This is a genomic window from Lentzea sp. NPDC060358, assembly GCF_042725365.1.
Lineage (GTDB): Bacteria > Actinomycetota > Actinomycetes > Mycobacteriales > Pseudonocardiaceae > Lentzea.
On record NZ_JBHXCW010000036.1, the window covers coordinates 20,477 to 41,118 of the forward strand.

19 protein-coding genes and 1 pseudogene are annotated in these 20,642 nt (G+C 73.8%); 11 read left to right on the plus strand and 9 right to left on the minus strand.

Annotated features, from left to right (window positions below; translation table 11 throughout):
• Window positions 1-40: 40 nt before the first annotated feature.
• Window positions 41-3,061 carry a BTAD domain-containing putative transcriptional regulator gene (locus ACFWGZ_RS10830; protein ID WP_382451278.1) on the plus strand — a complete coding sequence of 1,007 codons (3,021 nt, stop codon included), beginning with the start codon at window positions 41-43 and terminating at the stop codon, window positions 3,059-3,061.
• Between the two features lie 327 nt (window positions 3,062-3,388).
• Here ACFWGZ_RS10830 and ACFWGZ_RS10835 read toward each other — a convergent pair whose 3' ends face one another.
• Window positions 3,389-5,338: an ATP-binding protein gene (locus ACFWGZ_RS10835; RefSeq protein WP_382451279.1), complete on the minus strand. Its 1,950-nt coding sequence runs from the start codon at window positions 5,336-5,338 to the stop codon at window positions 3,389-3,391.
• Between the two features lie 135 nt (window positions 5,339-5,473).
• On the opposite strand from ACFWGZ_RS10835, the gene ACFWGZ_RS10840 reads away from it, so the two are divergent.
• Window positions 5,474-6,355, plus strand: coding sequence for a cyclase family protein (locus ACFWGZ_RS10840; protein WP_382451280.1), 882 nt, complete (start codon window positions 5,474-5,476; stop codon window positions 6,353-6,355).
• 32 nt (window positions 6,356-6,387) lie between these two features.
• On the opposite strand, the pseudogene ACFWGZ_RS10845 reads toward ACFWGZ_RS10840, so the two are convergent.
• Window positions 6,388-6,651, minus strand: a pseudogene (locus tag ACFWGZ_RS10845) (isocitrate/isopropylmalate family dehydrogenase); the annotation flags it as partial.
• A gap of 34 nt (window positions 6,652-6,685) precedes the next feature.
• On the minus strand, window positions 6,686-7,177 hold the full coding sequence (locus ACFWGZ_RS10850; protein WP_382451281.1) for a MarR family winged helix-turn-helix transcriptional regulator: 492 nt from the start codon (window positions 7,175-7,177) through the stop codon (window positions 6,686-6,688).
• 77 nt (window positions 7,178-7,254) lie between these two features.
• On the opposite strand from ACFWGZ_RS10850, the gene ACFWGZ_RS10855 reads away from it, so the two are divergent.
• Complete coding sequence (locus ACFWGZ_RS10855) at window positions 7,255-8,316, plus strand: amidohydrolase family protein (protein ID WP_382451282.1); 1,062 nt, start codon at window positions 7,255-7,257, stop codon at window positions 8,314-8,316.
• Between the two features lie 193 nt (window positions 8,317-8,509).
• Here ACFWGZ_RS10855 and ACFWGZ_RS10860 read toward each other — a convergent pair whose 3' ends face one another.
• Window positions 8,510-9,400 carry a helix-turn-helix transcriptional regulator gene (locus ACFWGZ_RS10860; RefSeq protein ID WP_382451283.1) on the minus strand — a complete coding sequence of 297 codons (891 nt, stop codon included), beginning with the start codon at window positions 9,398-9,400 and terminating at the stop codon, window positions 8,510-8,512.
• Between the two features lie 139 nt (window positions 9,401-9,539).
• Between ACFWGZ_RS10860 and ACFWGZ_RS10865 the strand changes: the two genes are divergently transcribed.
• A complete protein-coding gene (locus ACFWGZ_RS10865) occupies window positions 9,540-10,508 on the plus strand; it encodes an SMP-30/gluconolactonase/LRE family protein (protein ID WP_382451284.1) in 969 nt (322 codons plus the stop codon).
• Between the two features lie 13 nt (window positions 10,509-10,521).
• Here ACFWGZ_RS10865 and ACFWGZ_RS10870 read toward each other — a convergent pair whose 3' ends face one another.
• The gene (locus ACFWGZ_RS10870; protein ID WP_382451285.1) at window positions 10,522-11,220 is read right to left on the minus strand and encodes a BTAD domain-containing putative transcriptional regulator; all 699 of its coding nucleotides are present in this window, start codon (window positions 11,218-11,220) and stop codon (window positions 10,522-10,524) included.
• Between the two features lie 200 nt (window positions 11,221-11,420).
• Here ACFWGZ_RS10870 and ACFWGZ_RS10875 point away from each other — a divergent pair, with 200 nt between their 5' ends.
• From ACFWGZ_RS10875 to ACFWGZ_RS10885, 3 genes are read left to right on the plus strand one after another with little or no spacing between them, the layout of a single operon-like run.
• Window positions 11,421-12,281, plus strand: a complete 861-nt coding sequence (locus tag ACFWGZ_RS10875; RefSeq protein ID WP_382451286.1) for a manganese catalase family protein — start codon at window positions 11,421-11,423, stop codon at window positions 12,279-12,281.
• Window positions 12,282-12,294: 13 nt separating this feature from the next.
• A complete protein-coding gene (locus ACFWGZ_RS10880; RefSeq protein ID WP_382451287.1) occupies window positions 12,295-13,515 on the plus strand; it encodes an Nramp family divalent metal transporter in 1,221 nt (406 codons plus the stop codon).
• Window positions 13,512-13,949, plus strand: coding sequence for a DUF2243 domain-containing protein (locus ACFWGZ_RS10885; protein WP_382451288.1), 438 nt, complete (start codon window positions 13,512-13,514; stop codon window positions 13,947-13,949). Before ACFWGZ_RS10880 ends, ACFWGZ_RS10885 begins: the two co-directional genes overlap by 4 nt.
• Here ACFWGZ_RS10885 and ACFWGZ_RS10890 read toward each other — a convergent pair.
• From ACFWGZ_RS10890 to ACFWGZ_RS10900, 3 genes are read right to left on the minus strand one after another with little or no spacing between them, the layout of a single operon-like run.
• On the minus strand, window positions 13,922-14,956 hold the full coding sequence (locus ACFWGZ_RS10890; protein WP_382451289.1) for a type III polyketide synthase: 1,035 nt from the start codon (window positions 14,954-14,956) through the stop codon (window positions 13,922-13,924). The two genes, ACFWGZ_RS10885 and ACFWGZ_RS10890, sit on opposite strands and share 28 nt — an antisense overlap.
• On the minus strand, window positions 14,953-16,092 hold the full coding sequence (locus ACFWGZ_RS10895) for an acyl-CoA dehydrogenase family protein (RefSeq protein ID WP_382451290.1): 1,140 nt from the start codon (window positions 16,090-16,092) through the stop codon (window positions 14,953-14,955). Before ACFWGZ_RS10895 ends, ACFWGZ_RS10890 begins: the two co-directional genes overlap by 4 nt.
• A 3-nt stretch (window positions 16,093-16,095) precedes the next feature.
• Entirely contained in the window at window positions 16,096-16,851 is a 756-nt protein-coding gene (locus ACFWGZ_RS10900) for a methyltransferase domain-containing protein (RefSeq protein ID WP_382451291.1), read from the minus strand.
• A 3-nt stretch (window positions 16,852-16,854) separates the two neighbouring features.
• On the opposite strand from ACFWGZ_RS10900, the gene ACFWGZ_RS10905 reads away from it, so the two are divergent.
• Window positions 16,855-17,640, plus strand: coding sequence for a UbiA family prenyltransferase (locus ACFWGZ_RS10905; RefSeq protein WP_382451292.1), 786 nt, complete (start codon window positions 16,855-16,857; stop codon window positions 17,638-17,640).
• Between the two features lie 15 nt (window positions 17,641-17,655).
• Here ACFWGZ_RS10905 and ACFWGZ_RS10910 read toward each other — a convergent pair whose 3' ends face one another.
• The gene (locus ACFWGZ_RS10910; protein ID WP_382451293.1) at window positions 17,656-18,099 is read right to left on the minus strand and encodes a DUF4383 domain-containing protein; all 444 of its coding nucleotides are present in this window, start codon (window positions 18,097-18,099) and stop codon (window positions 17,656-17,658) included.
• A 143-nt stretch (window positions 18,100-18,242) separates the two neighbouring features.
• On the opposite strand from ACFWGZ_RS10910, the gene ACFWGZ_RS10915 reads away from it, so the two are divergent.
• The 3 genes from ACFWGZ_RS10915 to ACFWGZ_RS10925 are packed head-to-tail and all read left to right on the plus strand — an operon-like array spanning window position 18,243 to window position 20,639.
• On the plus strand, window positions 18,243-18,650 hold the full coding sequence (locus tag ACFWGZ_RS10915; protein ID WP_382451294.1) for a hypothetical protein: 408 nt from the start codon (window positions 18,243-18,245) through the stop codon (window positions 18,648-18,650).
• Entirely contained in the window at window positions 18,647-19,816 is a 1,170-nt protein-coding gene (locus ACFWGZ_RS10920; RefSeq protein WP_382451295.1) for a zinc-dependent alcohol dehydrogenase, read from the plus strand. The genes ACFWGZ_RS10915 and ACFWGZ_RS10920 overlap by 4 nt, the downstream gene beginning before the upstream one ends.
• A 31-nt stretch (window positions 19,817-19,847) precedes the next feature.
• Entirely contained in the window at window positions 19,848-20,639 is a 792-nt protein-coding gene (locus ACFWGZ_RS10925; RefSeq protein ID WP_382451296.1) for an MBL fold metallo-hydrolase, read from the plus strand.
• The last annotated feature ends 3 nt before the right edge of the window (window positions 20,640-20,642 follow it).

Sequence of the window (20,642 nt, forward strand, 5' to 3'; positions counted from 1 at the left end):
GATCTACCTTCAGTGGCGGTGACACTGGGGAGGTCGCGTCTTGCTGGAATTCCGGTTGCTGGGGCCGGTCGAGGCCGTCGTGGGAGGCAGACCCGTTCCGCTGGGCGGGCTCAAGCCGCAGGTCCTGCTGGCGGCGCTGGTGCTCGAACGAGGCCGGGTCGTGCCGGCGAACCGGCTCGTCGAACTGGTCTGGGGCGAGGATCCGCCGTCGAGCGCCCGCGCGCTCGTGCAGACCTACGTGTCGAAGCTGCGCAAGGCCCTGGCCGACCACGGCGCCCGCGACGTGATCGAGTCCCGTTCGCAGGGCTACCTGGTGCGCCTCGACGGCGCCAGGGTCGACGCCGACGACCTGGCCCTGCTGCTCGCGAAGGCGAGGCAGGAGAGCAAGGCGCACGGCCACGGACCGGCCGCACGCCTGCTCGGCGAGGCGGTCGCGCTGTCCCGCGGACCGGCGTTGTCGGGCCTGCAGGACACGCTGCTGCGCGGTGAGGCCCGGCGCCTCGACGACCTGCTCGTCTCCGTGCAGGAGGAGCTCTTCGCCGCGGAACTGGGGCTCGGCCGACTCGACCACCTCGCCGAGCTCACCGGCGCGGTGGCCCGGCACCCGGCGAACGAACGCCTGCGCGGGCAGCTCATGGTCACGCTCTACCGGCTCGGGCGGCAGTCCGACGCGCTCGCCTGCTACCGCGAGGGCCGTGCCGCGCTGGTGGACGAGCTCGGCGTGGAACCGGGAACCGAGCTCGGCGCGATCCACTCCGCGATCCTGCGCGGCACGCTGGACCTCGTCCCGGCGGACGTGATCCCGGCGGGGCTGCCGGCGACGGCTCCGGCGCAGCTGCCGGCGACGCCCGCCGACTTCACCGGCCGGGTCCGGGAGCTGGCCGTGCTGGCCGCGGGACTCGGTGCCGACGCGTCCGCCGTGCAGATCGTCGCCGGACCGGGCGGCTGCGGGAAGTCCGCGCTGACCGTGCGCGCCGCGCACGACGCGTCGGCGTCCTTCCCGGACGGTCAGCTGTACGCTGAGCTGCGCGGCACGAGCGACGTCCCGGCGACACCGGGCGAGGTCCTGGGCCGGTTCCTCACCGCCCTCGGGATCGACGCGGCCCAGCTGCCGGAGTCCACACAGGAACGCCAGGAGCTCTACCGCACCCTGGTGTCGGGCCGCCGGATCCTGGTCGTCCTCGACGACGCCGGGTCCGAGGAACAGGTGCGGCCGCTGCTGCCCGGCGCCGCCCGGTGCGCTGTGCTGATCTCCTCCCGCGACCGCCTCGCGGGCCTCGCGGGAGCCCTCTTCACCGAGCTGGACCTCGTGACGCCGCAGGAGGCCCACGCGCTGCTCGCGCGGATCGCCGGCGACGCCCGGCTGGCGGGCGAGGAGGACGCCGCACGCCGGATCGTCGACGCCTGCGGGCGGCTGCCGCTCGCGTTGCGGATCGCGGGCGCGCGCCTGGCCTCGCGGCGGCAGCTGCCCGTGCAGGTCCTCGCGGACCGGCTCGGCGACGAACGCCGCCGCCTCAACGAGCTGTCCGCGGGCGACCTGGCCGTGCGCAGCAGCATCGCGCTGAGCTACCGGGCCCTCGACCAGCGGACCCGCCGGGCGCTGGGCAGGATGGGGCACCTCGGCCTGCCCGACTTCTCCACCTGGGTGGTCGGCTGGCTGCTCGAGACCTCGGAGGCGGAGGCGGAGAAGGTGCTGGAGGTGCTCGTCGACGCGCAGCTCGCCACGCTGTCCGGTGCGGACGCCGCCGGTGTCCTGCGCTACCGGGTGCACGACCTCGTCCGGCTCTACGCCCGCGAACGCGCGGAGAACGAGGAACCCGCCGCGCTGACCGGGTCCGTCGCCCGCGTCCTCGACGGCTGGATCGCCCTGCTGGGCCACACGGTGCTGCTCAGCCCTCCGGCGGAGTCCACCTGGCGCCCGTCCGCCGGGCACCGTGAACCGCCCGGCACCAGCGCCCTGGCCGCGTCGCTGCCCGACGACCTCGGTTCCTGGCTGCAGGGCGAGGAACCGTCGCTGGCGGTGGCGGTCGAACGGGCCGCGGCCATCGGCCTGCACCGGCAGGTCTGCGACTTCGTCTCGGCCCACACCGCGGTCGAGCAGGTGACCAGCCGCTACGAGCTGCGCGACCGGATCATCGGCGTCGCGATGAGCTCGGCCCGGCTCGTCGGCGATCCCGGCATCGAGGCGGACGTGCTGACCAAGCTCGCCGGCCTGCGCTTCGCCCAGGACCGGTTCGCCGAGGCCCGGCAGCTCTTCGGCGAGGCGCTGAGCCGCTGCCGGAGCCTGCACGACGTGCGCGGGCAGGCCGCCGCGCTCGCCGGCATGGGCATCGCCTGCCGGGAACCGGGGCACCTCGCCGAGGCCGTGCACTTCCTGACCCAGGCGGCCGCCCTGTCGCAGGCGCTCGACGACGAGATCGGCGTCGGGCACGTGCTGCGGATCCGGGGCTCGGTCCGCCTGGAGCTCGGCGAGTACGACGCCGCGCGGACGGACCTGGAGGAGTCGCTGGCCACGTACCGGGAGGCGGGCAGCAGGCGCGGGGCCGCCCTGTCGCTGCGCAGCCTGGGCCTCTACCACCGGGCGCTCGGCGCGTACGACGAGTGCATGGCCGTCTGCGCCGAGGCGGCCGCGATCTTCGCCGAGCTGGGCGACGACCTCATGCACTCCTACGCCGTGCGGGCGCACGCCAAGGCCCAGATGCGGGCGGGCCGCGCCGCGGAAGCGTTGCCACGACTGGAGGAGGCGCTCGCGACCGCGCGCGCCCACGACGACCGCTGGGGCCAGGCCGTCACCCTGCGCGTGCTGGGCCAGCTGCACCTGGCGGAGGGCCGGCTCGACCTCGCGCAGGACTACCTCGGCGCCGCGATGTCCGTCTGGGAGGCCATGGAGACGCCGCTCTGGCAGGCGCGCACCGACTACGACCTCGCGCTGCTGCACCGCGCACGCGGCGACGTGGAGGCGGCCGACTCGGCGTTCGCCCGCGCGCGGGCGGTGTTCCGCGCCCGCGGGTCCCGGGAGTTCACCGAGCACGCCGAGTCCTGGCAGGGCGTGCCCTGCTGAGGGAGGCGGACGAGCCGGTGCGGTCGTGGCGGGAGGAGCTCTCCCGCCTCGGTTCGCGGTCGCGGGACCGGGGCCTTCGACGACCACGTCCCGGCCGCCGGGGTGCCGCGGCGGCCGGCGGGCCACCAGCTCGGCCGCTTCCCGCATCCCGCGGCGCCACGGGCCCGCGCGGTCTGCCCGGCGAGGTGCGAGTGGACGACGATCCCGCCACCCCGCGCGGTGTTCACCAGGACGGCGGCCGGCCGCACGAGCCGGTGGCGCGACTCGGAAACCAGGCGAGGTGATCCACCCGTCTCCGGCTGACCAATCTCCCTGGACATCACACCGCTAGCCCGGCCGGCGGTGGCGTCCCGTCTCGCGGTCCCACAGCAGCTCGGTCAGCTGCGCCACGGCCTTGTCCCGGTGCCGCCGGTAGGTGTTGAACGACAGGTGCAGCGACTCGGCGACCCGTTCCTGCACGCCGACCGGCCGCAGGAACGTGCGGTCGAGCAGCACGCCGAACTCCGGCTTCAGCAGGGCGGCGGCGTCGCCGACCGCTTCCCGCAGGGCCGCGGCGGGGGAGTCCCCGCGGGCCAGGCGGGACCGCAGCAGCGGGTTCGACCGCAGGAGCTCCGGGTCGTGCAGGGTGCGCAGGGCGGAGCGGACCGCGTCGGCGAACTCCGGCCGGGACAGCGCCGGGCCGGCCGCGGGCGTGACCGGGCGGCCCACCTGGTTGGCGTGCAACAGTTCCGCGTACTCTTCGGCGCCGGCGCGGCGCCAGTCGTGCGCGAAGAGCGGGAACGGCGACCCGCCGGCGACCGCCGTGAACCCCAGCGACTCCAGGGCGGGCGCCCACAGGTCGCCGTCGTCGAACGCGCCCACGAAGCTCCACGCCGTGTCGTCGCCGATCAGGACGATTTCCAGCATCTGCCAGGCGACGAACAGCGTCAGCGACGGTGACGGGCGCTGCCCGTGGTCGCGGTCGAGGAAGAAGCGCCAGGCGCGGACCCGGTCGCCGGGCCGCGGCGGGCCGAACTCCGCGGCGTGGCGCCACATCGCGTCGGTGCACGGGTCGTCGCCGAGATCGGCCTCCGCCAGGTCGAGGCACGCGCCGTAGCCGCGCGCGTCGCCGGTGTCGGTGCGGAAGACGCGGAACGCGCCGGGCCGGCGGCGCAGCCAGTGCGCCACGAGACCGGCCTGCCCGGGTCCCTGCCAGTGCTCGGTCATGGCGACGACCGCGCGGTGGTCGTCGTCGCGCAGCTCGTCGGCGTGCGTCCGCATGGTCGGCGGCAGCGACGTCAGCGCGGCGTGCGGGGACCGGGACCCGTTCAGCACCACCGTGAGCACCATCAGGTCGAGCTGCTCGCGTTCGGTCGCGGCCCCCCGGACCTGGTCCTGGAGCACGGCGAGCTTGCGGCGGTACAGCTCGGCGTACCGGGCGGGGTCGCGCCAGCGCAGGTCGGCGACGATCGCGTCGCGGACCACGTCGTGCGGGTGGAGGCCGTACGGGGACTCGTCGACGAACACCCGGCTCCGCAGCCAGGCGAACAGCTCGCCGGTGTCGTCGCCCGCGAGCGTGCGCAGCAGGTCCTCGGTCGTGACGAGCACCAGCGCACACACCTCCAGCGCCGTGCGGTGCCGGGTGCCGGGCACCTCGCCGACCAGCTGCGCCAGCAACGCGCCCGTGCCGCCGGGCAGGTCCGCCAGGGTGCGCGGCGCGGCTCCCCGGCGCACGGCGTCGACCGCCATCGACAGGGTGAGCGGGTGGCCGCTGCTGATCTTCAGCAGCTGCTCGTGCGCCTGGTCGGGCACGCCCTGGGCGCACAGGTAGGCGCGTCCCTCCCGCGGGGACAGGTTGCCGAGCGGGACGACCGTCATCAGCGCCCGCCAGGCCGGGTCCGCGCGCCACCGCGGCCCGGGACCCCGGCGTCCGGCGATCACCACCAGGCACGACTCGGGCAGCGACGGCAGGTAGTGCTCGCGCACCCAGTCGTCGAGGGGCTCCAGCAGCTCGTAGGTGTCGAGGACCAGCACCACGGGCGCGTCGCCGGCGGGCACGGGCAGCGCCTCCCGGCCGAGTGCCAGGTACCGGGCGTCGGCGCGGACCACGTCGAAGCCCTTCCCGGCGGCCAGGTCGGCGAACACGTCGAGGAGCGCGCTCTTGCCGACCCCGCCGGGCCCGTGCACGAAGACCACACCGGGGCCGCCCAGCGCGGCGCGGAACGCGGCGACCTCGTCGTCACGCCCGGTGAACGACGACCGCCGCAGCTCCCGCAAGGTCTGTCCGAGGGACGGCATGCACCCGACAGTAGTCAAGCGGCGCCTGTCGAGATGGGCACCGGGTGGGCAGCGCGTGGGCTGTTGGACGCGCGCCGGGGTGGCGACGATCTCGGTGCAAGCCCGTTCACCACCGAGCACGTGAGGACAGCCACCATGGACCACAGCCCTGCCGAGTTCCCGAGCAACTGGGGGCGCTGGGGCGACGCGGACGAGCTCGGCACCGTCAACCTGATCACCGACGAGGCCCGCGCCCGCGGCGTCGCGCAGGTGCGCACGGGGTTGTCGGTCTCGCTGGCCCGCAAGACCCCGACCGCCCCGCTGTCGGGTGGCCCGATGGCCGCTCTGCAGGCCACCACCACGGGCGTGCAGACCATCATGTCGTTCACCGGCTCGCAGCCGATGGCGATGGCCGAGCTGATGCTCGTGACGACGCACCACCCCGAGGTCACGCACCTGGACGCGTTGTCGCACATGGTGGTCGACGGGCAGGTCTACCCCGGGATCCCGCTCGCGGACAGCGCCGGGCCCACGGGTGTGACCCGCGGCGCCGCCGACGTGTTCGCCGGCGGGATCGTGACCAGGGGAGTGCTGCTCGACCTCGCCCCCGGCGGCAAGCTGGCCGACGGGCACGGCGTCACGGCCGGCGACCTGGACGCGGCGGCGGCCCGCGCGGGCGTCGAGGTGGAGGAGGGCGACGCCCTCGTCGTGCGGGCGGGCTGGGACCGGGTGCCCGACCACGGCCGGGCGCTGCCGGGCATGACCTCGGGCGCGGTGCGGTGGATGCACGACCACGGCATCTCCATCTACGCCGGGGACATCGGCGACGCGGCGCCGCCGATCCAGGGCGACGTCCCCGGCGCACTGCACCGGCTGGGACTGCTGCGCCTCGGGCTGCTGCTGGTCGACGGCGCGCAGGCCGAGGAACTCGCCGCGGTGTGCGAGGAGCAGGGCCGGTACGCGTTCCTCTTCGTGGCCGCCGTTCCCCGCATCCTCGGCACCACCGGCCTGCCGGTGAACCCGCTCGCGATCTTCTGACCCCCTCGCCGTGCCCGGACCTTGGGCGGCGCTCACCCCAGGTGCTCCGGCACCGCCGCGGTGAACGCGTCCGGCACCGCCGGCACGGCGGCGATCGCCTGCTCGACCGACGCGGCGGCCCCGGCGTGGCCGAGGTGGTCGAGCACCAGGGCGGCGCTCCCGACCGCGCCGAGCGGGTGCGCGACGCCCTGCCCGGCGATGTCGGGCGCGGAGCCGTGGACGGGTTCGGACATCGACGGGAAGTCGCGCTCGGGGTTGATGTTCGCCGACGGCGCGACGCCGATGCTGCCCGCGAGGAAGCAGCGCACCTGCCGGACGTCCGTGCGCCTCTCACCCGCTCGCCGGGCGGGTGTGCCCGGCCACGAGGCCGTTCCGCGCGCCGTCCACCGCGGTCAGCACGGACGCCAGTCGCTCCAGGGTGTCCTCCAGCGCCTCGCTCGGCACCACCGCGAGCGTGCGGTGGAGCGCGGCGCTCGCGGCGGTCGTCGCGGCGCGCGCGGTCGTGACCCCGTCCGAGGTCAGCCGGACGTGGAGGCTGCGCCGGTCCGCCGGGTCGGGCACGCGCGACACGAGCCCGCGCGCCTCGAGCCGGCGCAGGACGTTGCTCAGCCCGCCGGTCGTCAGCAGCAGGTGCGCCGCCAGTTCCTTGGGCCGGCGCTGGTGGGGATCGCCGGCCGAGAGCAGCGTCGCGAGGACGTCGAGCTCCGCGGGCGTCAGTCCCCGCTCCGCCAGCGCGGGGGCGATGGTCTGCTCGAGGACGGCCTGCAGCCGCACGACGTGCTGGGAGAACGCCAGCGTCAGGCGTTCGTCGGGAGTGGCCACGACGGCACTCTACCCCGGCAAAGCTGTCGTGGTAGCTTTCGAAATAGCTTTTAAGAAAGCTAGTTCGAGGAGGCGAGATGGGAACAGTCACGGCGATCGACGGCGTCCGCGTGTTCACGGGCGACGGGCTCGGCGAACCCCGGCGGGTGCACCTCAGGGGTGCGGAGATCTGCGCCGAGGAGACCCCGGACGTGGTCGTCGACGGCACGGGCAAGGTGCTGCTGCCGGGTCTGATCGACGCGCACGTGCACATCTCGCGCGGCCGGGAGGACCTGCGCGACCTGGCGGCGTGGGGCGTGACGACCGGCCTGGACATGGCGTCGTGGCCGGCCTCGTTCGTCGCGGAGATGCGCCGCCAGACCGGGGTGGCGCAGATGTTCAGCGCGACCACCCCCGCCGTGGGCGCGGGCGGCGGCCACGCCGGGATGCCCGGCTTCCCGGCCGAGGGGATCGTGACGACTCCGCAGGAGGGCCGCGCGTTCGTGGCCCGCCGCGTGGCGGAGGGCGCCGACTACGTCAAGATCATCACCGAGGCAGCGCCGCCGGAGGGCATGGACCAGGCGACGGCCGGCGCGATCGTCGCGGCGGCGCACGAGCGCGGTCTCCTGGTCGTGGCGCACTCGGTCACGACCGGTGCCTTCCACGTCGCCGTCGAGGCCGGTGCGGACGTCAGCACGCACGCGCCGCTGGACGCGGTCCTCGACGACGGCACGGCGCGGCGCATGCGGGACCTCGGCGTGGTGAGCGTGCCGACGCTGACGATGATGCGCGGCGTCGCCGGCCTGCGGGGCCTGGCCTACGAGCACGCCCGCGACACCGTGACGAAGCTCCACGCCGCCGGGGTGCGGATCCTCGCGGGCACGGATGCCAACTCCGCGCCGGGCGGCCCGTTCGCGCCGGAGCACGGCGCGTCCCTGCACGACGAGCTCGCGCTCCTGGTCGAGGCGGGGCTCACCCCGGCCGAGGCGCTGCACGGCGCCACCGCGCTGGCCGCGCGGACGTTCGGGCTCACCGACCGGGGCGTGGTCGAGCCGGGCAAGCGGGCCGACCTGCTGCTGGTCGACGGCGATCCGACCGCGGACATCACGGCCACGCGCGCCGTCGCCGGGGTGTGGGTCGCGGGGGAGCGGGTGCGCTAGGGCCGCCCGAGAAGAGTTACGGCCGGGCGTCCCGGAGGCGGGGCCGCCCGAGAAGAGTCACGGCCGGGCGTCCCGGAGGCGGTGCTGCCCGAAAGAGTCGCGGCCGGGTGTCCGGAGGCAGTGCCGCCGCAGGACTCACGCCGGGCGCGTCCGGGGGCCACCTCCGGCGCGTCCCGGCTGAGACCCACCGGAGCTAGTGCGCGTTCGCGCGCTGCGCCGGTGCCGCCGCCCAGCTCGCGAGCAGGCTCAGCTTCTCCGCGTCCGCGGAGCCGGGCTCGGCCGTGCAGACGCACAGGTGCCGCGTCTCGGTGGCGGAGACCGGCACGTCCAGCGCATGGTAGTCGAGGTCGAGCCGGCCCGCCTCCGGGTGCCGGAAGAGCTTGGTGCCGCGGACGTGGATGAGGACGTTGTGGGCGTTCCACCTCGTGCGGAAGTCGGCGCTCGCGGTGGTGAGCTCGCCGACGAGCGCGCGGGTCTGCAGGTCGTGCGGGTTGCGGCCCGCCTCCGTGCGGACCCTGGCCACGAGCACGTCGGCGGTGGCGTTCCAGTTGCCGTAGAAGTCGCGGGCGCCGGGGTCGAGGAAGTGGTAGCGCACGAGGTTCGGCCGGTCGCTGCCGGCGGTGGTCGCGCTGGCGAAGAACGGCGCGTACAGGGCGCGGGCCAGCGCGTTGGTGGCCAGCACGTCCTGGCGTTCGTCGGTGACCATCGCCGCGGCCGAGGTCATGCTGTCGAGCAGCCACTGGACGTTCGGCGGCAGCGGCGGCCGCTCCGGCCGGCCGCGGCGGGCCGGGCGGGCGGCGCGGGCCAGGTCGAACAGGTAGATCCGCTCCTCGTCGTCGAGCCGCAGGACCCGTGCGACGGCCTCCAGGACCTCCGGCGAGACGCCGCTGATGTGCCCCTTCTCCAGGCGGGTGTACCAGTCGGCGCTGACCCCGGCGAGCAGCGCGACCTCCTCGCGGCGCAGCCCCGGCACGCGGCGGCGGCCGGAGACGGGCAGTCCCGCCTCGGCCGGGGTGATCCTGGCGCGCCTGCTGCTCAGGAACTCGCGCACGTCGGCCCGGTTCCCGGGGTGGTGGTCGCTCACGTCCCCAGTGTAGGGACGGGTCCCGGCCGCGAGGGGGGTCGAGATCCTCCCCCCGATGAACCGGCCCTGCCGCCCGTCCCGCGACACCGGTTGTCTTGCGGTTGTTCGGTTTCCGACTCAGCCCGTCTGGAGTTCACCCGTGTCCACTGCTCGTGCCCGCCGCCTGCTGGGCGGCGTCCTCACCGCCGCGCTGCTCTCTTCCGCGGTCCTCACCGCCGCCCCGGCCGGTGCCCACGGCGGCCACTCCGTCGACCGGTACGTCGTCCCGGGGGACAAGGCCCACCCGGAGGGCATCGTCCGGGAGCCCGGCACGCCGTACTTCTACGTCAGCGGCACCACCGACGGCACCATCTGGCGCGGCCACGTCGACCAGCCGCGGCTGCAGGTCTTCCTGCCCGGTGGCGCGGACGGCCGCACCACCGCGGTCGGCATGAAGATCACCCGCGGCAGGCTGGTGGTCGCGGGCGGCGCCACCGGCAAGGTCTTCGTCTACAGCACCCGGACCGGGGACCTGCTGCACGTCTTCGACTCCGGCGCGCGGGACGGCCTCGTCAACGACGTCGCCATCGCCCCGAACGGGGACGCCTACGTCACCGACTCGTTCCGCCCGGTCCTCTACCGGATCACCGCCGCGCAGCTCGCGAGCCGGGAGGTCGGCCAGCCGCTGCGGACGTTCGTCGACTTCACCGGCACGCCGGTCAAGTACGAGGAGGGCATCAACGGCAACGGTCTCGTCGTCACCCCCGACGGCCGCTACGTGCTGATGGCGGACACCAACTCGCAGGCGTTCTACCGCATCGGCACCAGGACCGGCGCCGTCACCCCGGTCGACCTCGGCGGGGTGGGCGACATCGGCTCCGACGGCCTGCTGCTGCGCGGCGGCAAGCTCTACAGCGTCACGAGCCTCTTCCACCCGGAGGGCGAGATCAGCGTGCTGAAGCTCGGCGCGGACTACTCGCGGGCGCGGGTCGAGCGCCGGATCAACGGTCGCGGCATGGACGTCCCGTCGACGGCGGCGTTCGACGGCGGCGACCTGCTGGTGGTCAACTTCCAGTGGCAGATCGCCGAGCCGAACCTGCCGTTCACGGTGGTGCGGGTGGAGCTCTGACCCGGTGAGGCCGTCACCGCGCGTCGCGCAGGAGCGGCCGCATCAGGTCGTGGATGTGCGGTGACGGCTCGAGTCCCAGCTCGGTGCGCAGCAGGGCGCGGTAGCTCTGGTACTGGCGCACCGCCTGCGCGGGGTTGCCCTCGGCGAGGTGCAGTTGCACGAGGGTGCGGTGAGCGCTTTCCCGCAACGGGTCGGTCCGGACCGCGGCCAGCGCCGCCTGGTGCGCGTGGTGCGGGTCGCCGCCGGAGCGGAACTGCTCGCTGAGCACCTCCAGCGCGCGCAGGCGTGCCTGCCGCCACCAGTCGCGCTCCTCCTGCACCCACGGCTGCTGCCAGCCGGGCAGCAGGTCGGCCGTGAGCAACGTGAACGCGTCGGGACTCGCGCCGGGATCGGTGGTGCACGCGCAGGCGCGGTGGAAGTCGACGTCGACCTCCGTCCCCAGCGTGAGCGCGTCCTCGACCACCGCGACCAGGGTGGTCGGCTTGCCCAGCCGCCACAACGACGACCGCAGGCAGGCGGCCGCGCGGCGAGCGGTGGTGTCCGGCCAGAGCAGCCCCGCGGCGACACCGCGGGGCATCGGCGCCCGGTGCAGGGCCAGCAGCGCCAGGAGTCGCTGCACGCCGGGTACGACGTGGACCGGTTCGCGGCCGAGCTCCAGCCGGAAACCGTCGAGGAGCTGCAGGTGCGGTCGTGCGGAGTCGGGCGGTGCCATTGCCGGAGCTCACTCCTCCCGGGTGCCAGGAGTCGCCGGGTGCCCGGTGGGCGCGGGCTCACACACCGCCGGACGAGATTGCTCCTTCCCCACCAGCGGTGGTGACGCGCCGGTGCCGCGCGCGTGGCGAAGCGGAGCCGTGCGGATCACACGCGCTGCCTAGCGTCGCCGTGGAGTCACACCACCCCACGGGAGGCGAGATGTTCCTGCACACCAGCAGGTTGCAGTTCGAAGCGAAGCCGGACCGCCCGGACGCGCACTACGCCCGCAAGCTCCAGGAGCTGATCGGCGGCGCCTACGGCGAGATGACCGTGACCATGCAGTACCTGTTCCAGGGCTGGAACTGCCGGATGGAGGGCAAGTACAAGGACCTGATCATGGACGTGGCGACCGAGGAGATCGGCCACGTCGAGATGCTCGCGACGATGGTCGCCCGGCTGCTGGAGAACGCGCCCTCGGAGGCGACCGACGAGGCGGTGAAGGACCCGGTGATGGCGGCGGTGCTCGGCGGGATGGACCCGCAGCAGGCCATCGTGAGCGGTGGCGGGCCCACGCTGTCGGACTCCAACGGTGTGCCGTGGAACGGCCGGTACATCGTCGCGAGCGGCAACCTGATGGCCGACTTCCGGGCGAACGTCGCGGCGGAGGCGCAGGGCCGGCTGCAGACGGCGCGGCTCTACAACATGACCGACGACAGCGGCGTCCGCGACATGCTCAAGTTCAACCTCGCCCGCGACACGGCGCACCAGAACATGTGGCTCGCGGCGATCGAGGAGCTGCAGGAGGACGGTCTCGAGGGCCCGATCTCGCCGAGCACCCTGTTCGACGAGGAGCACGCGGAGCACGCCGGGACGATCTGGCACAACTCCGACGGCGCGCTAGGTGCCGAGGGCGGCTGGGCGTCGGGCACCGCGCCCGACGGCGTGCACGAGTTCTCCTACGTCATGGACCCGGAGCCGCTGGGCGGCCACGCGTCCGCGCCCAAGCCGGACCCGCTGCTCTACGCCACCAGCCCGGCGAACCTCGGGCTGATCGAGAAGGCCATCCGCAAGCTCACCTGAGGAGGACCTCCCGATGGTCGGCATCACGGTGCCAGCTCGCCTCCGGTCCGCCGCGGTGGTCATGGGACCCGCGTTCGTCGTCGCGGTCGCCTACGTCGACCCCGGCAACTTCGCGACCAACATGGCCGGTGGCGCGACGCACGGCTACCTGTTGTTGTGGGTGATCGTCAGCGCGAGCCTGCTCGCGATGTTCGTCCAGTACCAGTCGGCGAAGCTCGGCATCGTGACCGGCCGCAACCTGCCCGAGCTGTGCCGCGAGCACTACCCGCGACCCGTCACGAAGCTGCTGTGGGTGCAGGCGGAGCTGGTGGCCATGGCCACCGACCTGGCGGAGTTCGTCGGGGCGGCGGTGGCGCTGAACCTGTTGTTCGGCGTGCCGCTGCTGCCGGCGGCGCTGATCGCGGCGGTGGTGTCGTTCGGGATCCTCGCGCTGGCGCCGCTGCGCAGGCGCCGCTTCGAGTCCGTGATCATCGGACTGCTGGCGATCGTGCTCGGCGGGTTCCTCTACCAGGCGCTGCACGTCGGCCCGCTGACCGGCGCGGTCTCCGGGCTGGTGCCGGGGTTCGCCGGGGTGGACAGCGTGCTGCTGGCCACCGGCATGCTCGGCGCCACCGTCATGCCGCACGTGATCTACCTGCACTCGGCGCTCACCCAGCGCCACCACAGCCCGTCACCCGAGGCCCGGCGCAGCGCGTTGCGGGCCAGTCGCACCGACATCGTGGTGGCGCTGGGGATCGCGGGGATGGTGAACGTGAGCATGCTCGTGGTGGCGGCGGGCGCGTTCCACCAGGACGGCGCGCCGCGCGAGTCGCTGGAGGACATGCACTCCGGTCTGGGGCAGCTGCTCGGTCCCGGCGCCGCACTGGCGTTCGCGCTGGCACTGCTCGCCTCCGGGCTCGCCGCGTCGAGCGTGGGCACCTACTCCGGTCAGGTGATCATGGAGGGGTACCTGCGCAGGCGGATCCCGCTGTGGCTGCGCCGCGCGGTGACCACGGCACCGGCGCTCGCGGTGCTGTCGTTCGGCGTCGACCCCACGAAAGCCCTGGTGCTGAGCCAGGTCGTGCTCTCGTTCGGCATCCCGTTCGCCTTGGTTCCGCTGGTGCTGCTGGCCCGGCGCCAAGACGTGATGGGGGCCGCGGCCAACCGCGGGCCGGTCACGGCCGCGGGTGCGGTGGCGGCCCTCGTGATCTCCGGGTTGAACGTGTTCCTGCTCGTGAGGACGGTGGCGGGATGATGCGGGTCGATCGCGCGGCACTGGTGCTGGGCCTGGGGATCGGCGGTTTCGTCGACGGCATCGTCATCCACCAGCTGCTCGGCTGGCACCACATGCTGTCCGGGTGGTACCCGGTCGGCGACGTCCACCTGATGATGGTCGGCGACGGGCTGTTCCACCTGCTCTGCCTGCTGCTGGTGCTGCTCGGCGTGGGCCTGCTCAACCGCCGGCCGCCGCTGCCGAACCCCGTGCTGGCGGGCGGGATCCTGACCGGCTGGGGCGTCTTCAACCTCGTCGAGGGCGTCGTCGACCACCTGGTGCTGGGCATCCACCACGTCCGGCACGGACCCGGCCAGCTGCTGTACGACATCGCGTTCCTCGTGGTGGGGGCGGTGCTCGTGGTGGCGGGAGTGCTGACGAGCAGGGCTCACCGCGCGCGCAGCAGCGTGAGGTAGAGGGTCAGTCCCGGGCCGAAGGCCATCGCCACCACCGGGTCACCGGCACGCAGGCCGCCGCGGACCACTTTGTCGAGCACCATCAGAACCGTTGCGGACGAACAGTTCCCGTGCTCGCGCAGCACGTGCCGCGACGGCTCGAGTGCCTCCGGCGGCAGTCCGAGCTCGTGCTCGACCGTGTCGAGGATGCGCGGGCCACCGGGGTGCACGGCCCAGCCGCGCACGTCGGGAACGGCGAGGCCGTGGCCCGCCAGCAGGCGTTCCGCGGCCCGCCGCACATGTGCGCCGAGCACTGCGGGAACGTGCGGGGACAGCGTCATCCGGAAGCCGTGGTCGGTGACCGTCCACGTCATGTGGTCCGCGGTGGCCGGGTCGGTGACCGCGCTCGTGGCGAGGACCTCCAGCCCGCTCGCCCGCGGCCGCAGGACGACCGCGGTGGCCGCGTCGCCGAAGAGGGCGTGCGACACGATCTGCCCCATGTCCATTGTGGACGGCTGAACGTGCAGCGAGGTGAGTTCGAGGCACAGCAACACGGCCGGGCGGCTGTGCGTGGTCACGTGGTCGGCGACGGCGGCCATCGCGGGCAGCGCCGCGTAGCAGCCCATGTGCCCGACCAGGAGTCGTTGCGCGTCGTCGGCCAGCTCCAGCGAGGCGGCGAGCTGCACGTCGAGTCCCGGTGCCGTGTAGCCGGTGCACGACACGACGGTCAGCTGCCCGACGTCCGCGGGACCGAGGCCGGCGGCCAGGAGAGCGGCCGACACGGCTTCGTGCCCGAGCGGCCGGGCGAACTCGTCGTACAGGCGCATCCGCTCGCCGGTCGTGCACCCCGACACGTCGAGGTCCAGCGGGCTGACGACGGCGTGCCTGCGCCGCACGCCCGCCGCCGCGAAGACGCGTTCCGCCGCCCTGCTCTCCCGCAGCAACGGGCGGAAGTGGTCGTCCCACATCGTGCTCTGCTCGATCGCGGGAGGCAGGGCGGTGGCGATCGCGGCGATGTGCGCGGTCACCAGCGCGCCTCGTCCGGGTTCTCCCCCAGCGCGCCGGCACCGAGCCAGTCCGCGCACACGTCCGACGTGGCCGGTTGCAGCGCACCGCAGCGTGCGTCGCGGTAGAGCCGTTCCAGCGGATGCCCGCGACGGGTGGCCGAAGCGCCGGCGGCCTCCAGCACCGAGAACGCGACCTGGGCGGCGGTGTCGCCCGCGAAGAGCTTCGCGCGCCACACCCAGCGGTTCGTCTCCGGGCTGCCGGGGTCGTGCGCGACCATCGCGGCGGCTTTCCTGACGACGAGCTCCGCGGCGGCCACCTGCACGTCGGCGCGACCCAGGCGGGCGCGGACCATCGGCAACGCCTGCAGTCCGCGTTCGCGCAGGTGCCCCGCGCCGTGGCGCAGCACGGCTCGGGCGACCCCGACGTACACGGCGGCGTACGAGGCGACCAGCCACTGGGGCATCACCTGCGCGAGCAGGAGGGCGGCGCCCTCGACTCCACCGACGAGCGCGTCCTCACCGACCTCGGCCGCCAGCAGCAGGTCGTGGCTGGCCGTGGCGCGCATGCCGAGCGAGTCCCAGACCGGCCGCACCTCCACCCCGGCACCGGCCGGGACGAGGAAGTACGAGATCTTCGGCTCCTCGGAGCGCGCGTCCCTGGCGGCGACGAGGTAGGCGTCCGCGTGGCCGGCGCCGGAGACGAACGTCTTGGTGCCCTCGACGCGGAAGCCGGACTTCGTTCGCTCGTAGGAGGTGCGCACTTGGGACAGCCGCGAGCCGATGCCGCGTTCGCTCATCGCGACCGCGTACAGGGCGCCCTCCGCCGCCGCCTTCAGGACGCGGTCGCGGAAGGTGAAGAAGCTCTCCGTGCCGCCGAACTGCCGCACCAGCTCGTCCGGAGTGGAGGCGAGCGCACCGGTGACGGAGGCGTGCATGTTGAAGATCAGCGCCGTCGCGCCCGCCCCGCTGCCGAGCTGCATCGCGACGTCGGTGTACTCGGCGAACGACGCGCCGGTGCCGCCGAGGTGCCGCGGGACCATCAGGCCGAGCAGCCCCGCCTCGCGCAGGTCGTCGAAGTCCTCCTCGGGGAAGGTGCCGGCGGCGTCGTAGCGCGCCGCGCGGCCGGACATGCGGTCGGCCAGGGAGTCGAGGTCCACGGCTCATCCCTTCTTGCGGCCCGCGCCCTGGAAGAGCACGGCCGTGGTCGTGGTCGGGACCATGCGGACGGGCCGTCCGCGGCGCACCGGCCACGTGAGCAGGTCGGGCAGTGAGGGGCGAATACCCCGCAATGCGAGGCGCACACCGTGCCGCGCGCATCCGCGAACCAGGGTGGCGCGGTCGACCAGCAGCGCCGGATCGTGCACGCCGCGCGGCGCGAGACCGATGCGCTCCGCGAGGCCGATCGCCACCAGGCGGCACAACGCCGTGTCGGCCAGGGTGTCGAGCACCAGCAGGCCACCGGGCCGCAGGATCCGGCACGCCTCCGCGACCGCGCGGGGGAGGTCGGGCACGTGCTCGAGGATCTCCCCGGCGACGACCACGTCCGCGCACCGGTCGCGCAGCGGCACGGCGAGCACGTCGCCGCGGACCGCGTCGACGCCGCGGGCCTGGCGCAGGCCGCTCTCCGAGAGGTCCACGCCGATGTGCCGGTAGCCGCGGACGTGCGGCGCGAGCAGCCCCGCGCCGCAGCCGAGGTCGACCAGGACGGCACCGGGCCGCGCCGCCGGGACGAGCCGGGCGCGGGCGGCGGCCAGCCAGTGCAGCACGGCGAACGGGCCGCCCGGCTGCCACCACCGGTCGGCGAGCCGTTCGTAGAGTTCGGGGTCGTTCGGCGTGTGGCCGGCCTGCGCGCGCAGCGGCAGCTGGCAGAGTGGAGATCCGTGGGTCGCACCGGAGCTCTTGCGCGTTCGTGTCATCCGTTGCCCGCTCTCGCCGTCACGGCGGTCGCGGCGGCGCTGGCCGTGACGACCGGCAGATCCCCGGCAGGGGTGCTCGCGGTGGCCGCGGCGGTGCTGGCGGGGCAGCTGTCCGTCGGCTGGCTCAACGACCTGCTGGACGCGGACCGGGACGCGCGCACCGGCCGGCCCGGCAAACCGGTGGCCGCCGGTGCCGTGTCACGGGAACTGGTCGCGGTCGCGACCGGCATCGCCGCCGTGGCAGCGGTTCTGCTGTCCCTGCTGTCCGGAGTGGACGCGACCCTGGTGCACGTCGTGACGCTGTGCTCCGCTTGGGCGTACGACTTCGGCGTGAAGGCGACGGCGTTCTCGGTGGTGCCGTACGCGGTCTCGTTCGGACTGCTGCCCGCGTTCGTCACGCTCGGCGGGCCGGACGGCCACTGGCCGCCGCTCTGGCTCGTCGTGGCCGCCGCGGTGCTGGGCAGCGCCGCGCACTTCGCGAACGTCCTCCCCGACTTGGAGGACGACGCGGCGACCGGTGTGCGCGGACTGCCCCACCGGATCGGCGGAACCGCCAGCGCGGGAGTGGCCTCCGCTCTGGCGGTGTTCACCGGAGTGGTCCTCGCGGTCGGCCCGCCGGGTCCCGTCACGACGGCGGGACTGGTGGCGGTGCCGTTGTCGGTCGTGCTCCTGCTGATCGGCGGGGTGCTCGGCCGGCGACCGGGATCGCGGGCGAACTTCACCGCGCTGCTCGCGGTCGCGGTCGTCGACGTCGTCCTGCTGGTCGTCACCGGCGCGACGCGGATCTAGCGCCGGCTCCCGGCCTCACCTCCGGTGCGCGCGGGTGCCGCGGCCGAGCGCGAAGCCGAGCCCCGCCATGCCGACGGCGAGCAGCAGGTGCAGCCAGTTGTCGGCGGTGTTGAGCGGGACGAAGTTGGCGCTGCTGTCGTGGTCGACCACCAGGCCGTACAGCCACAGGACCAGGTAGACGATCCCGCCGCCGACGAGGTACCCGTACGCGCCGCGGGCCGTGCGGGACATGAGGAAGCCGGCGACGCCGAACGCCAGGTGCACGATGTTGTGCAGGATCGACACCATGAACACGCCCAGCAGCATGGCCTGGGACTCGTGGCCCGCGAACATCAGCGTGTCGTAGTTCGTCGTGAGTCCCGGGATGAAGCCGGCGACGCCGACGAGGACGAACACGACGCTGACCGCGAGCGCGGCTTTCTGCACGGGCGTCTTCACCGTTGTTCCGGTCTGGGACATGGCGATTCCAAGGGGGAGTGGGGACTCGCTTCGGTCGAGCCCGGCTACCCGTGGCACCTCCTCCCAAACGATCGGTGTGCCCCGGTTGTCCTGGTTTTCCGGGGGTACCTACTGCCTTCGCGCTCCGAGGGAGGCCGGGTTACATGAGAACAGCGGGAAAAGCGTTTCTGGCGGCGGGTGTGGCGACGACCGCGGTGGTCGTGCGGCGTCGTCGCCGCGACCGGGACGACCAGGCACAGCGGTGGCTGGCGGTGACGGTGGACCTCGCGCCGGAGGACGTCCGGGCCGCGCTGCCCGACGACCTGGCACGCCTGCGCGACCAGGTCGGCCTGCGGATCCAGCCCGCGGCGGGGGACAAGGGCACCGAGCTCAGGGCGAAGCCCGCGGGGGAGGTGTCCCGCCACGACCTCCGGCTCGCGCTGCGCAGGGCGAAGTCGGTGCTGGAGGCCGGCGAGGTCGTGCGGCCCGACACCGCGCCCACGCATCCCGGCCTGGCGGGCAGGGTGTTGCGCCTGGTGACGAACCGGGCGGGCGGGGGTGGCCGGCTGTGAAGGCGTTGTGCTGGGAGGGGATCAACGACGTCCGCGTGCAGGACGTGCCCGACCCGGAGCTGCTGGGCGACCAGGACATGATCCTGAAGGTGGGCCTGAGCACCGTGTGCGGCTCGGACCTGCACCTGCTCACCGGGCACATCCCGTTCATGCAGGCGGGAGACGTGATCGGGCACGAGTTCATGGGCGAGGTCGTCGAGGTCGGGTCCGGCGTCACCCGGCACCGTCCCGGCGACCGCGTGGTGGTGTGCTCGTTCATCGTCTGCGGCCGGTGCTGGTACTGCCGCAACGAGCTGTACTCCCTGTGCGACAACACCAACACCAACCCGGCGATCACCCAGCACCTGTGGGGGTCCGATCCGGGCGGCATCTTCGGCTACTCGCACGCCATGGGTGGCTTCCGCGGCAGCCACGCCGAGTACGTGCGCGTGCCGTTCGCCGACCACACCGCGATCCCGATCCCCGACGCCGTGGACGACATGAGCGCCCTGTTCACGTCGGACTCGGCGGCGACCGGGTGGATGGGCGCAGACCTCGGCGGGGTGAAGCGGGGTGACGTCGTGGCCGTGTGGGGCGCCGGTGCGGTGGGGCAGATGGCGGCCCGTGCCGCCCAACTGCTCGGCGCAGAACGGGTTCTCGTCATCGACCGCTTCGACTACCGGTTGCGGCAGGCGGAGTCGGTGTTCGGGGTGGAGACCGTCAACTACGCCGAGACGTCCGTCGGTGAGGCCCTGCTGGACGCCACCGGTGGCCGTGGACCGGACGTCTGCATCGAGGCGGTCGGCTGCGAGGCGCACTCCACCGGCCCGCAACACGTCTACGACCAGGTGAAGAGCAAGCTGAAGCTCGAGATGGACCGCCCGATCGCGGTGCGCGAGGCGATCTACCACTGCCGCAAGGGCGGCTCGGTGTTCGTGCTGGGCGTCTTCACCGGCGTGGTCGACAAGTTCCCCCTGGGCGCCTTGATGAACAAGGGCCTGACCGTCCGCGGCGCGCAGCAGCACGGGCAGCGCCACATCCCGATGCTGCTCGACCGCATCGCGTCCGGCGAGCTCGTCACCGACCACCTGGCGACGCACGTCATGCCGCTCGGCGAGGGCGCGCACGGTTACGAGATCTTCAAGAAGAAGGAAGACGACTGCGTCCGCGCGGTCTTCCGCCTCTGACGGCGGGCGGCCCCGACCGGCTGGAGGACACATGACCGGCTCGCTGTACTTCGTGGGCAACGCCACCACCGTGCTCCGGCTGGGGCCGTTCACGCTGCTGACCGATCCCAACTTCCTCCACAGAGGACAGTGGACGCACATCGGCCAGGGCGTCGTGTCGCGCCGCCTCACCGATCCCGCGATCGAGATCGCGGACCTGCCGGAGCTGGACGGGGTGGTGCTGTCGCACCTGCACGGCGACCACTTCGACCGGGTGGCGAGCAGGGAGCTCGCCCGCGACCTTCCCGTGTTCACCACCCCGCACGCGGCGAAACGCCTGTCCCGGCGGGGTTTCCGCGAAGCCGCGCCGTTGCGCACGTGGGAGACCGTCGTGCTGTCCAAGGGGTCGGCGAAGCTGACGATCACGTCGTTGCCGGGTGCGCACGCGCTCGGTCCGTTGCGGCACGTGCTGCCGCCCGTGATGGGCACCATGCTGGAGTACCGGGTGGCGGCGGGCGTGCCGCCGTTCCGGATCTACCTCAGCGGGGACACCCTCGTGCACCCGGAGCTGCGGCAGATCCGCGACCGCTTCGACGGCATCGACCTCGCCGTGGTGCACCTCGGCGGCACGAAGGTGCTCGGCGTGCTGCTCACCATGGACGGCGAGCAGGGCAGCGACCTGGTCGAGCTGCTCGCCCCGAGCACCACCGTGCCGGTGCACTACGAGGAGTACGGCGTCATGAAGTCACCGCTGGCCGACTTCACCGCGGAGCTGTCGCGCCGCCGGGCCGGGCGCGACGTCCAGGTCGTGGCACGGGGGGAGACCTTCGCGCTGCCGATCTGACGG

Coding starts and splice junctions, on each gene's coding strand:
- ACFWGZ_RS10835 (WP_382451279.1), bottom strand. CDS start 5,338: ATGCCGTCCCTCGGACAGACCTTGCGGGAGCTGCGGCGGTCGTCGTTC.
- ACFWGZ_RS10840 (WP_382451280.1), top strand. CDS start 5,474: ATGGACCACAGCCCTGCCGAGTTCCCGAGCAACTGGGGGCGCTGGGGC.
- ACFWGZ_RS10855 (WP_382451282.1), top strand. CDS start 7,255: ATGGGAACAGTCACGGCGATCGACGGCGTCCGCGTGTTCACGGGCGAC.
- ACFWGZ_RS10870 (WP_382451285.1), bottom strand. CDS start 11,220: ATGGCACCGCCCGACTCCGCACGACCGCACCTGCAGCTCCTCGACGGT.
- ACFWGZ_RS10875 (WP_382451286.1), top strand. CDS start 11,421: ATGTTCCTGCACACCAGCAGGTTGCAGTTCGAAGCGAAGCCGGACCGC.
- ACFWGZ_RS10880 (WP_382451287.1), top strand. CDS start 12,295: ATGGTCGGCATCACGGTGCCAGCTCGCCTCCGGTCCGCCGCGGTGGTC.
- ACFWGZ_RS10885 (WP_382451288.1), top strand. CDS start 13,512: ATGATGCGGGTCGATCGCGCGGCACTGGTGCTGGGCCTGGGGATCGGC.
- ACFWGZ_RS10900 (WP_382451291.1), bottom strand. CDS start 16,851: ATGACACGAACGCGCAAGAGCTCCGGTGCGACCCACGGATCTCCACTC.
- ACFWGZ_RS10910 (WP_382451293.1), bottom strand. CDS start 18,099: ATGTCCCAGACCGGAACAACGGTGAAGACGCCCGTGCAGAAAGCCGCG.
- ACFWGZ_RS10915 (WP_382451294.1), top strand. CDS start 18,243: ATGAGAACAGCGGGAAAAGCGTTTCTGGCGGCGGGTGTGGCGACGACC.
- ACFWGZ_RS10925 (WP_382451296.1), top strand. CDS start 19,848: ATGACCGGCTCGCTGTACTTCGTGGGCAACGCCACCACCGTGCTCCGG.